At 39.1% G+C, this 13,207-nt stretch carries 7 protein-coding genes and 1 pseudogene; 7 read left to right on the top strand and 1 reads right to left on the bottom strand.

What is annotated here, in order from left to right:
* Positions 1-560: 560 nt before the first annotated feature.
* Genes Q0017_RS11660 through Q0017_RS11630 form a run of 7 tightly spaced genes read left to right on the top strand, consistent with a single transcriptional unit; the run spans position 561 to position 12,452 of the window.
* Positions 561-2,894: a class I SAM-dependent DNA methyltransferase gene (locus tag Q0017_RS11660; protein ID WP_298146979.1), complete on the top strand. Its 2,334-nt coding sequence runs from the start codon at positions 561-563 to the stop codon at positions 2,892-2,894.
* Complete coding sequence (locus tag Q0017_RS11655) at positions 2,894-4,267, top strand: restriction endonuclease subunit S (RefSeq protein ID WP_298146976.1); 1,374 nt, start codon at positions 2,894-2,896, stop codon at positions 4,265-4,267. The genes Q0017_RS11660 and Q0017_RS11655 overlap by 1 nt, the downstream gene beginning before the upstream one ends.
* Positions 4,264-7,536, top strand: a complete 3,273-nt coding sequence (locus tag Q0017_RS11650) for a DEAD/DEAH box helicase family protein (RefSeq protein WP_298146973.1) — start codon at positions 4,264-4,266, stop codon at positions 7,534-7,536. The genes Q0017_RS11655 and Q0017_RS11650 overlap by 4 nt, the downstream gene beginning before the upstream one ends.
* A gap of 31 nt (positions 7,537-7,567) precedes the next feature.
* The gene (locus tag Q0017_RS11645) at positions 7,568-8,629 is read left to right on the top strand and encodes an ATP-binding protein (protein WP_298146970.1); all 1,062 of its coding nucleotides are present in this window, start codon (positions 7,568-7,570) and stop codon (positions 8,627-8,629) included.
* A gap of 12 nt (positions 8,630-8,641) precedes the next feature.
* Positions 8,642-9,940 carry a hypothetical protein gene (locus Q0017_RS11640; RefSeq protein ID WP_298146967.1) on the top strand — a complete coding sequence of 433 codons (1,299 nt, stop codon included), beginning with the start codon at positions 8,642-8,644 and terminating at the stop codon, positions 9,938-9,940.
* A 3-nt stretch (positions 9,941-9,943) separates the two neighbouring features.
* Positions 9,944-11,803, top strand: coding sequence for a hypothetical protein (locus Q0017_RS11635; protein WP_298146964.1), 1,860 nt, complete (start codon positions 9,944-9,946; stop codon positions 11,801-11,803).
* A 4-nt stretch (positions 11,804-11,807) separates the two neighbouring features.
* Positions 11,808-12,452 carry an OmpA family protein gene (locus Q0017_RS11630; protein WP_298146962.1) on the top strand — a complete coding sequence of 215 codons (645 nt, stop codon included), beginning with the start codon at positions 11,808-11,810 and terminating at the stop codon, positions 12,450-12,452.
* Between the two features lie 349 nt (positions 12,453-12,801).
* Here the strand turns inward: Q0017_RS11630 and Q0017_RS11625 are convergent.
* Positions 12,802-13,101: pseudogene (locus Q0017_RS11625) on the bottom strand (integrase core domain-containing protein); the annotation flags it as partial.
* Between the last annotated feature and the right edge of the window lie 106 nt (positions 13,102-13,207).

Genomic DNA, 13,207 nt, shown 5'->3' with positions numbered 1-13,207 from the left:
TATGATAAGATTAACCCGTTAGGTCAGGTGGCCTAACTTAAATAAAAAAGTCTCCGACAAACCCGGTACGGTTCAATTTTAGGTGCGCTCAATATGTTGGGTAATCTAGATCAATTGATACCTGAAGTATCATTTTCACCGATACAGTTGCTTAAGCTCAAAGGTAAAGTTCGCAAAAAAGCCTCAGGTAATAATAAGCGAACTCAAAAACTGGTAATACAGACTGCAAAGCCAGAATTAGATTGGTGATATACCTTCACGATAAAGAGCTTGATAGGTTTGAGTGAGTACCAAAATGGTATGGACAGACGTGAAGGGCTTACTAGAACAAACTTTTAATGATCGGTTGTATTTTATATCAACCTTCAATCTGTCCCATTGCTCATTATTGAGCATAAAGCTAAAAATTTCTTTATTTTCAATAATACTTAAAAAACTCATAGGCATACTAATTAATATTCTTTTGTACAGTCTATCTCTAGCAAAACATGTTGTAAATCAGGCACAATGAAACTATAAATTTCAAGTTTTTATAGCCTGAGTGCTAGCGGTATTTTTTAATGACAAATAATAATTTTTCACAAGTAGCAGCTTTTATCTGGTCGGTTGCCGATCTCCTGCGTGGTGACTTCAAACAATCGCAATATGGTCGTGTGATTCTACCCTTTACACTGCTTCGCCGTCTGGAGTGTGTATTGGCGCCTACCAAATCGGATGTGTTGGTTGCTAATGAAAAAGAAAAACAAAAAGAAAAGCAACTTCCTGAAGATGCTAAAGAAAAGATATTGCTCAGAGCCACAGGTGGTTTGTCATTTTTCAATACCTCAGAACTGGATTTAGGCAGCCTGGGTCAAAAGGACATCCGTTCAAACCTCAATACTTATATTCAAAACTTCTCCAAAGACGCACGTGAAATCTTTGAACACTTCAAGTTCGACGAATTTATTGGTCTTCTGGATGATGCCAACTTGCTTTATAAAGTCGTTCAATATTTTTCAGACCCTAAAATTGATCTCAGTCCAAAAAATATATCTAACCATGAAATGGGCTTGGTGTTTGAAGAACTGATCCGCCGTTTTGCCGAAGGTTCAAATGAAACCGCAGGGGAACATTTTACCCCGCGTGACATCGTTCGTTTAACCACAGGCCTAGTATTCAGCAAGGATGATGACGTTCTGAATGGTGACGGTATCATCCGCACAATTTATGACCCGACGGCGGGTACGGGTGGATTTTTATCCTCAGGTTCAGAATATGTGTATGAGCATAATCCTGATGCGGTGATGCGGGTTTTTGGTCAGGAGTTAAACCCAGAGTCTTATGCGATCTGTAAAGCAGACATGCTAATTAAAGGTCAGGACGTGCGTAACATCAAACTCGGCAATACGCTGTCCAATGACCAGTTGGCGTATGAGAAGTTTGACTACATGCTGTCTAACCCGCCATTTGGGGTGGACTGGAAAAAGATCGAATCGGACATCAAAGACGAGCATGAGCAAAAAGGCTTTGAAGGTCGTTTTGGTGCAGGCTTGCCACGTGTATCGGATGGTTCTTTGCTGTTCCTGATGCATCTGATTAGCAAGATGCGCAATAAAGACGACGCCACGGCGCAAGGCAGTCGTATTGGTATTATCTTGAATGGTTCGCCATTGTTTACAGGCAGTGCGGGCAGTGGTGAAAGTGAAATCCGTCGTTATATTTTACAAGCCGACTTGCTAGAAGCCATTATCGCGCTACCCACTGATATGTTCTACAACACAGGTATTGCAACTTACGTTTGGGTGCTTAGTAATAAGAAAGATGCTGAGCGTAAGGGTAAAGTCCAGCTGATTGATGGTACTCACCTCTACAGCAAAATGCGTAAATCTCTTGGCTCTAAGCGTAATGAAATGAGCCAAGATGACATTGCGATGATTACGCGCTGTTATGGCAATTTTGAAGTGACCGATGCACGTGAACTGGATAAACCAGCAGATGTGAAGTCGAGTCGTGGTCGTCAATCAGCTAATCCCAAAAATGAAGCTGCTAAAACCTTTTCCAGCAAAATCTTTAATAGTTATGAGTTTGGCTATCGCCGTGTGACTATTGAATGTCCTTTACGTTTATCTGCTCAGGTGAGTGATGACGCTATCGCATCGTTACGTTTTGCACCGAAGCCGTTTAATGCCGTGATGCAAAAAGTGTATGCGCAATACGCTACGAACTGGACAGAAGACACTTATGGTCAGCTTGATGAGTTTGACGTGGAAATCCGTGCGCTGATTAAAGCGGAATTTAGCGAGCTGAAAGAAAAAGATATCAAGACCATACTTGAACCAAAACTGTGGTTAGAACAGCGTAACTTATTAAACAAAGCGAAATGTTTACAAGCGAAGATGGGTACGGCGCAGTTTGATGACTTTAATGCTTTTGATGATGTACTCAAGCAAGCGTTAAAAGATGCTAATGTGAAACTGGAAACTAAAGAGAAGAAGCAATTCCTGGATGCGATCACGTGGAAAAATGCCGATGCTGAGCCAGTGATCAATAAAGTCGTGAAAGGCTCAGAAAATCCGCTTTATGGTCAGATTAGCTACAAAGGCAAAGTGGTTGAGTTTGTACAGGATGGTGATTTACGTGATGCGGAAAATATTGCGCTTGACCCAAGCCAAAGCACCACCGATTTAATAGAGTCTTACTTTAAGCGCGAAGTACAACCGCATGTGCCTGATGCATGGATCAATACTGATAAGCGTGATGCGCAAGATGGTGAAATTGGTATTGTGGGTTATGAGATTCCGTTTAACCGTCATTTTTATGTGTATGAACCGACACGTGATTTAAGCGAGATTGATGCGGATTTGGATGCAGTGAGCCGTGAAATTATGGCACTGCTTCAAGAGGTGCATTCATAATGGCGAAGTATCAAAAATATGCTGAATATAAAGACTCAGGTATAGAATTTTTAGGGGAAGTACCTGAGCATTGGGATATAGCATCAGTCCGAAGATATTTAGTCGACCATCGTCAAGGTTATTACACCACGGAATCTTATGTAGATGAGGGTCTCAAACTCTTACGTATTACTGATTTAAGCGACTTAGGTGAAATTGATACTCAAAATTGCCCTATGGTAAAAGAAACCGAATCTACTGATTTATTCAAACTGAAGAAGGGTGATGTTGTATTTGCACGAACAGGTGGAGCAGGATCTTTTGGGGTCATAACCAAAAAATATGATGATCTAATTTATGCATCTTACTTGATTAGATTTAGATTCATGAGTGCAAAACTTGAGCCTAATTATTTAAGATATTTATGCTTGTCAGACTCATTTCAACTTTCCGTGAAGCAAAATATTCATGGTGGGGTAAATCAAAATATTCATGCTGAAGATATCAAAAATACAATAATTTCTGTTCCTACTCTTTTAGAGCAAAATCAAATTGCTACTTTTCTTGATTTCCAAAGTGAAAAAATTAACAGTTTAATTACCAAACAAGAAAAGTTGATTGAGCTGCTTAAAGAAAAGCGTCAAGCGGTGATTAGCCATGCCGTGACCAAAGGTTTAAATCCTGATGTAGTTATGAAAGATTCAGGTGTGGAATGGTTAGGGCAAGTGCCTGAGCATTGGCAATTAGTACCATTAAAATATCTATGTACATTTAGTGGTGGCGGTACACCAACTAAAGATAATTTGAGTTATTGGACTGATGGAAATATTCCTTGGGTTTCTCCAAAAGATATGAAAACTTTTTGGATTAGTGAAACTCAAGACTACATTACAGAAAAAGCAGTAAAAGAATCCTCAACCAATATTGTGGAACAAAATAGTCTACTGATGGTGGTACGTTCAGGGATTCTGCAAAGAACAATTCCTATTGCCATTAATACTGTTCCGGTGACAATGAATCAGGACATGAAAGCTCTGAAATTTGGTAAAAGAGTTCTAGTTGAATATATCGCTAATTTGATTCACGGTAATACGGCGCAATTGCTTTTAGAGTGGTCAAAAGAAGGTGCAACTGTTGAAAGTATTGAACATGAATATTTAGCTAATAGCCTTATACCTGTACCTTCACTGAAAGAACAAGAAGAAATTACGCAAGTTATTGCTAAGAAAATGAAGGTTTATGCGGAATTAACTGAAAAAGCAGAATTACAAATCACTCTTTTACAGGAACGCCGTACAGCTCTAATTTCATCTGCGGTGACAGGCAAAATCAATGTAACGAATTGGCAACATCCCAATAAAAATAATGAGGCGACTACGGAGCTTGGCGCATGAGAACGGATGCAACTTTAGAAGCCATCTTCCAACAAGACATTGTTGCGCAAATGCAAACGCATGGTTGGCTTGTCGGTTCAGGCACAGGCTATAACTGTGAAAAAGCCCTTTATACACAAGACATTTTAGACTTTGTGCAGAGGACCCAAGACAAAGAATGGCAGAAGTTTAAAGGCATTTTCCCCAATGACACGGAACGCCATTTTTTAGATACAGTCGAAGCACAGCTTAAAAAAGCCAATATCAATGCCACCGATATTGAATCTCGTAGCTATGGCACATTGGGCGTATTACGTCATGGTATCCGTACACGTGGGGTACGTTTCTCATTTTGTCAGTTTAAACCTGAACATGGTCTAAACCCCGAACTGAATCAACGCTATCAGCAAAACATCTGCCGTGTGGTGCCTGAGTTGGTCTATAGCCCATACGCGAGCAAAGCCGAACTAGAGGCAACAGGCAAACAAGCCAAAAAATGGCGCATTGACCTTGTGCTGTTTATTAATGGCTTTCCTGTGGCAACCATGGAGCTGAAGTCAGAATTTAAACAAGCTGTACAAAATGCGATGACACAGTACAGAAAAACCCGACTGCCCAAAGACCCTGAAACCAATAAGCCTGAACCCTTGCTGATGTTTAAACGCGGTGCATTGGTGCATTTTGCCGTAAGCCAGTATGAAGTCTACATGGCGACGCATTTGAATGGTGACAGCACCTACTTCCTGCCATTTAACAAAGGCACTTCGGCGCAGGGTGCAGGCAATGATGTGCCTGAAGATGTGAATGAATACGCCACAGGCTATTTATGGAATGAAGTTTTAACGCCGGATAGCTTGCTGAATATTTTGGGTAACTTTATTCATCTGCAAATTGAAGAAAAAGAAGATTGGGAAGGGCGTAAATACAAAAAAGAAAGTCTGATTTTCCCACGTTATCACCAGTGGAAAGTGGTGAATAACTTAGTACAAGATTCATTGGCTGAAGGCACAGGGCAAAAATACTTGATTCAGCACAGTGCAGGTTCAGGCAAATCCAATTCCATTGCATGGACGGCGCATCAGCTTTCAAGTTTGTACGATGCCAATAATAAAAAGATGTTTGATTCTGTCATTGTGGTCACTGACCGAACCATTTTAGATGCACAGCTACAAGATACCATCTATCAATTTGAACATGCCGATGGCGTCGTGGGTCGGATTAACAATAAAGAAGGCGATGGCTCAAAATCGGAGAAATTGGCTAAAGCTTTGGAAATGGCACAGCCGATTATTATTGTGACCATTCAGACCTTCCCATTTGTACTGCGTGCGATTGAAAACAGCACCAGTCTTAAAGAGCGTAAGTACGCCGTTATTGCCGATGAAGCGCATTCATCACAAAGTGGTTCTACAGCGCGTCAGCTTAAAGAAACCTTGATGATTGAAGAGCGTGAGGAAGATGAACAGCTTTCTTCTGAAGATGTACTCGATGCTGTCATGGCTTCACGTAAGGGTAGTACCAACTTAAGCTTCTATGCTTTTACCGCAACACCTAAGGATAAAACATTACAATTGTTTGGTCGCTTGCCTGATCCAAGTATGCCGCCGTCAAAAACCAATATTCCTGTGGCATACCATGTTTATTCAATGCGCCAAGCCATTGAAGAAGGTTTTATTTTGGATGTATTGAAAAACTACACCAACTATAAAGTCATCTATAAGCTGAAACAGAAAATTGAAGAAAAAGACGCAACGGTGGATGCCAAGAAAGCCAAGACCAAGCTGAACCAGTGGGTACGCTTACACGATCATAATATCTCGCAAAAAGTGCAAATCATTATTGAGCATTTTAAAAAGAACGTGATGGGCTTACTCAACAACCAAGCCAAAGCCATGGTGGTGACCAGTTCACGTAAAGAAGCGGTACGTTATAAGCAAGCCTTTGATAAATACATTGCTGAAAATAAATATAAAAATATTGAAGCGATGGTGGCATTCTCAGGTGAAGTCGAATTTAATAGCAATGACACAGACAGTAGCCATTTAATTGGACACAAGTTTACCGAAGCCAATATGAATCCAAACCTAAAAGGGCGTGAAATGCGTAAAGCATTTGATAGCGATGACTTTCAGGTGATGATTGTGGCAAATAAGTTCCAAACAGGCTTTGATCAACCGAAACTGTGTGCCATGTACGTGGATAAGAAGTTAGGGGGAGTGGAATGCGTACAGACCTTATCGCGTTTAAACCGGACCTATCCTGCGAAATCTGAAACAGGCACCTTTGTGCTCGATTTCTTTAACGATCCACAAGACATTCTCGATGCTTTCCAACCGTACTATCAAACAGCAGAACTGGCGGATGTATCCAATCCCGATCAGGTTTATGATCTGTTTGAAAAGCTGAAAGCCTCAGGTATTTTCCTCTGGACTGAAGTAGAACAGTTCGTTGAGGCCTTCTACAGCAAAAATAAATCCAGTGCAGCCCTCGCGAACATCTGTAAGCCAGCTTTACAACGCTGGCAGCATCGTTATCAACAAGCCATCAATGATTATGATGTCACCAAGAACCGTTTAGAACGCTGTAAACAGACAGCTGACGCCGTACTGATAGCTAATGCTGAAAACGAATTTGCAGAAGCGAAGAAAGCCCGTGATGCGCTGGAAATCTTTAAAAAGGATTTAGGCAGCTTTACCCGTTTCTATGAGTTTATGTCTCAAATCGTGGAGTATGACGATCAAGAACTTGAGAAGCTGAGTCTTTTTGCGCGTAACTTGCGCCCATTACTGCGCGAACAGGTGGCCGAAGAGGATGAGGTTGATCTAAGCAATGTTGCAATGACGCATTACCGTTTGTCTAAACTGCGCCAACAAGATATTCAGCTTAAAGCTGATAGTACTGAGCATAAATTAGAGCCTGCTAATGATCTAGGTACTGCTAAAGCTAAAGACAAGAAAGAGGATTTCTTATCGCAAATTTTACGCCGTGTGAACGATCTGTTTGTTACAGATAATCTGACCGATCAAGATATGATTAATTATGCGTATACGGTTGCAGATAAGATGGCGGAAAACACACGCATGATGACGCAGATTCACAATAACCCACGTGAACAAGCCATGCTAGGCGAGTTTGACGCGGCGCTTGATGATGCGGTGTTAGATAGTAATGCAGCGCATACGGAGCAAATGACACAGCTTATGAGTGATCCTGTAAAGATGAAGCAGTTTGCGCATATTATTTATGATGTGTTGATGAATAAAGACCGTCAGATTTTTCAAGAAACATAATACAAATATATAGATTTTTTAAGGGGAACAAATGAAAAATAAACTCAAACAGATTTTTAGTTTAAACAATGAAATTTCTACATCGCAAATAAATAGTGAAGCTCTAGAACTAGAGAAGGCTCGCGAAAGACTGCAGAAATTCCAGAAAGAGCGAGATAACGACTTAAAAATACATGAAACCAACGAGGAAGATCTTGAGAAAAAGCCGGCATCGCCTTTTCAAATTTCATCTCCAACTGTCAATTTAGATAATGATGTCATTTTATCTAAAACTACTCGAATCCAGTTAGATGAGGGATTAGCTAAACTAAAATTTCATAAAACTATTTATGAGGATTGGAATTTTGGCAGTGTTGATAAGCAAGCTCGTAGCGTAATTTTAAACTTCTATGGTGCACCTGGTACAGGTAAAACACTTACAGCTGAGGCTTTTGCTGGAAGTTTAGGAAAATCTATTATTAAGTTGGGTATTGCTGAACTAGAAAGTAAGTTCATGGGTGAGACCTCAAAAAATATTCAAGCTGTATTTAAGTTGGCTTCTGAAGAAGATGCTGTCTTATTTTTTGATGAAGCAGATACTTTATTAGGTAAGCGACTTTCTTCAGTCACACAAGGCATTGATAATGAGGTCAACGCAATGCGTTCGACTTTACTTATTGAATTAGAGCGTTTTAATGGCATCGCTATTTTTGCGACCAACTTTGCTAAAAACTATGACGAAGCATTTCGCAGTCGTATTAGTCACCATATCCATTTTGATCTTCCTGATTTAGAAGCTCGTACACATCTGTGGGCAAAAATGTTGGTGCATCAAATTCCTTTAGCAGAATCTAGAGAAAAATTTATAGATAGTGCCGCAGAACTATCTGATGGATTTTCGGGACGTGAAATACGAACTTGCATGCGACTAATTCTTCCAAAAGCTTTGCTAGAAGCTGAAAAAAATCATGAAGAACCTAAAGTTAAATTAGAGCAACTTCAGGAAGTCATTGATCGTATTAAGCAGGCTAAAGTTGAAGTTGCAAATAGTGAAAGTAAATTAAGTACAAAAGAAATCAGTACGGCAAAAACACTTTTAGGTGTGAATAAATAAGTAGAGGGTAATATGGGGTTTTGGAGTTCAGTAGGTTCAGCAATTTCTTCAGCTGCGAGTAGTGTTAGTTCAGCAGTTTCGTCTGTAGGTAGAGGCATCGCTTCTGCAGCTAGTGCTGCATGGGATACTGCAAAAAGCGCAGCGAGTAAAGCCGTTAATTGGATGGCTGATGAAGCTGAAAATTTTGTTGGTAAAGTCAAAGATGTTTGGGCGACAGTTAGGCCTCATGTGATTAACTTTGCTCCTAAGGTTGCAGGTGTAATCAGGTTAATACCTCATCCTTGGGCGCAGGCTGCGGCTAGTGCAATAGAGGCAGGACTTGCTGGACTTTTAGCATTAGAAAATAGTCCAATTCTAAAAAAAATCGAGCAAGCAATTATTTGGGCTTCAAATGCGGCAAAACATTTTCGCAATATGTATATGACGCCAAAAGATGTGAAAGAAGCTGAACAACGTCAAAAAGATTTGCAAGAAGCAATGGATGCAATGAAAACAGAGGTACAACGTCAATCTATACGTTTTGCTGCTGTGATTAATGATTATGTTCTAGTGCAAACACATATCCAAGAAATCCTTGAAAAAGATAACATTAAAGACTTTTCACATTATCTACGTTTACGTGCAACCCAAAAGCTTCTTCGTGCTGCTGAAAAAACATTAAATACGGCTCGTACTCTAGATGAAATTACTGCTGATGATTCCTTTTTATTACGTGTAGGCGCTGATTTACTTGCTGAAAATCCTAATCTTAGCGATGCTGATACCGAAAAGTTAGATGCAATTATTAAACGACGCTTTAATGGTAAATCATTGGTGCCATTTGTATTTGAAGAGCTCATTTGTGCTTGGGAAACTAAATTACAAAATATGGAAGCGAAATGGAATCAGTTAAATAAAGAAGCCGCTAAATTAAAACGTCAAGTCAAAGAGCTTGAAGTCAAAATGCAAATTGAATCACTTACTTCACAGGAAGAAGCAGAGCTAGTTGATTTGAAAAATGATGCGAAAAATACTACTTACCAACTTACTCAACAAGCAGAAGAAAATCGTGCAATGCAAAGCTATGTACATGCTGCAGAAGGTTTCCTTCAAGTTTTAGAGAAAACTGCTGAACAATTTGAAGAAGAAGGTCGTGACTATATTGTAGATGATGTTGCGACAGTTGGACGCTTATTAGTTGAGTGCGCTCAGCATGGGAAACAATGGAATGAACTAACCGAAGAAGAACAAAGTCTAATTACTGACTATGCAAATATTTTTGCAGAAGACAGTAAAAAGCGTACTCAAGAGTTAGTTGAGGCTGAGGTTTAATTCATGGAAATTTTAAGTTTTTTACTACCTTTCAATTTGTCTCCATTTGGATGGGATGCTTTGCCAAGTATTTTCTTCTTTGTTATTTGGGGGCTTTTCTTCTTCACGATTGTTAGAGTTTACCAAACAGCAAAGCCTGAGAATTGGGAGCACAATTGGTATGGCGGTAATAAAGGCGATAAAACTAAAAAATTAGATGCCGAACATGGCTCAGTCATGGAAATTAGCGAAGCTGTAGCCACTCCTTCTGAGAAGTTGGCTGACATAATGCCAGGCATGATTCTCATTATTGGCTTGTTAGGAACATTCTTAGGTTTAGGGCTTGCGTTAGATAAAGCATCATCCATTTTAACAGGCGCTAATGCACTAAGTAATATGGATGCATCAATGGCGAATCTGATGCAAATGCTGGAAGGTTTAGGTACTAAATTTAAAACTTCAACTTGGGGATTACTGGCTTTCATTCTTCTAAAAGTCATTTTATCTAAAAATGGATATGAAGAACGACGCTTACGCTGGTCAATCGAAAAGGTGAAAAGTGAGCTTGATATTATTCGTGACCAAAATTTGCAAGAAGAGCGTAACAATAACAACAAGCTGATTCAATGTATGCAAAATATAGCTATGCAATTTGAACAGACGGTCATGACAAACCAATCTGCGAATCAGGCTCAATTAAAGCAATTGACACAGTATACCCAAGAAACAATCAAAACGATTCAGTTCAGCCATGATGAACAGTTAAAGCAACTACATTTAAGTAATGAAGAAAATATACGAGCTTTAACTTCACAATCTGTTCTTATCAAAGAGCTTACTGAAGAGAACCATAGAAATCATATTGTTTCTCTAGAGCAGATTGGGAAATTCTTATTATCTTTCGAAAGAAATAATGAACAACGTACTGCATTATTAGATCAAAAGTTTGGTATTTTGATTCAACAATCAGAAAAATTACTTCAACTTATTAGAGGACAGCATCAAGAAACTAAGGATTTACTGACTGAAAATGTAGCTCAAAGTATTGAAACTCGTGATGCTATGGTTGAATTCATTGCGAAAAATGAAAAAACAGTTGTGAAATTAGGGAAAGCAGCGGAAGGAATGTCACAAGCAGCGTCAACAATGGGGGCATCTGCGACTCAACTACAAACTGTGATTGATAGCTTCAGATCTAACATGGAAGATGTTATTTCTCTTATGAAACAAGATTTGAACTCAACTATTTCGAATATGAATACTAGCTTTAGCCAAAACATGACGAAAATGTCAGACAACCTTAAATCATCTATCGGTGACATGAGTACAAGTTTCAAAAAAAATATGTCTGAAATGTCAAAAGGTTTAGGTGTAGCAACAGGTGATATTTCTAATGCTGTAACGAGTTTATCTACCAGTGTAGATAAAACGATGAATGAAGTCACTGCTACGATCGGTAAATCTATGGACTTGCAAACCAAGGCACAGAGTGTATTTATTCAGAGCACTAACACGTTAAATGAATATATTGAAGAAATGACAGGATTAGTGAATAAGCTTTCTGGTGATATTACAGGTGGCTTAAAAGCTGTTTCGGAAAGTAACCGTCAAGTTATTGGATTGGGTAAACAAATTAAGCTAAGTAGCGAAGAGCTTACACAAACAGTAGGTAATGTATTTAATGATTTATCTCAAAATCTTGATGCTCTTAATGAGTTAAAGCCAACCTTAGAAAAATTAGCTCATGGTATTATTTTACAAAAAGAAAATCTCCAAAAGGTTAAATCTCAGAGTGTTCAAGCGAAGGATATACCAAAGACTGATGATAAAGTTGTTAATCTAGGTTCTGTTATTTCACAATCATTATTAGGTTGGAAGGATTAAAAGAATGAAGGATAAGCCAAGTGAATGGGTATCTATCTCAGATCTCATGGCTGGTGTAATGGCCGTTGTTATGCTTTTACTTGTAATGTCTGTACTACAAAAGACTTATGCAGAACTAAAGCATAAGCAAGAGCTAGAACAAGGGGGAGTTGCTCAACAGAAAAGAATTAGTGAAATGCTAACTGATCTTAAGAGCTCTGTTGATGCACAGGGCGCAAGTAATTTAATCTCCTTCGATATTGCTGACGGAAAAATCACATTAAAGGAGAATATTTTTAATGTTGGTAGTGCATGCATTACTCCTTCAGCAGCTCAGGCTTTCAAAAGCCTAGACAAACGTATTGTCGATTTTCTTAGAGCAAACCCAAATGCTTTCGTTTATGTTGAAGGACATACAGATAACTCTGTTGTGAAGCAGCCCGTAATTGATTTTAAGGCAAAGTGTACTGTTTATGATGATAACTTTACGTTATCAGCAGCTCGTGCAAGAGAAGCCAGAAAGTTAATTATTTCTAACCTCGATTCTACCGAAGCAAAGAGAGTCATTGTTGCCGGTTATGGTGACTCTCGTCCGTTGGTTGGTACTGATCCTAGTGATGGTAAAAACAGACGTGTAGAAATCCAGTTTGTAGTATCTACACAAAATTAATGAAAATTCCTCCATTTATGGAGGAGTTTTTTTAGATAACCCGAATCATGGATAGGAGATTCAGTTGAAAAAAGTTGAAAAAAAGATGACTGACTCACTACACACGCTTACTATTGGCAATATCTAAAACAACAAAATTCTAAAGTCAGACCACGATCAGGTATTCTGTCCTTATCTGAAATTATCTTTATCGCAGTCTAGTATAAAAAATCTCAACTTCATCATTTCAAAGGAAGCTAAAGAACTATTTAATGCTTGAAGTGCCAGTTGATGTTGATTAATCAAATACACGATCTCCTGATAGGACAGCAAACCTTTAAAATGTATCAGCCCCCGTAAAAACGGACAGTTAACTTGCTAATTTTAGAGATCGAAACTCCCGAGGGGATTTCATTTTTAGCCCACTATGCAGATGATTACAATTGTAATCTTCAATCCAAGCAGGTAAACATCGCATAACTGTTTGTGCATCAGGTACATCATTCAAATATACATCATCCCGCTTAAAAGTTTTTACGAAGGCTTCAGCCATTCCATTACTCTGTGGACTACGAATTGGTGTTGTACAGATACGAAACCCTAACGACTGAGCAAATGTACGTGTTGGACGAGCGATGTAGCAACTGCCATTATCCGTGAGCCACTCAATCATCTGTGGAAGATGAGAGACCACACCGAAGTGAACCGTACCGGGTTTGTCGGAGACTCAATATTCTGAGAGACTATTCCGATGAAAAAACCAACCTATACCCCCG

Origin of the sequence: uncultured Acinetobacter sp. (assembly GCF_947624825.1) — a bacterium.
GTDB lineage: Bacteria > Pseudomonadota > Gammaproteobacteria > Pseudomonadales > Moraxellaceae > Acinetobacter.
The sequence above is the reverse complement of the archived record's forward strand: the minus strand, read 5'-3'. Positions and strand labels throughout refer to the sequence as shown.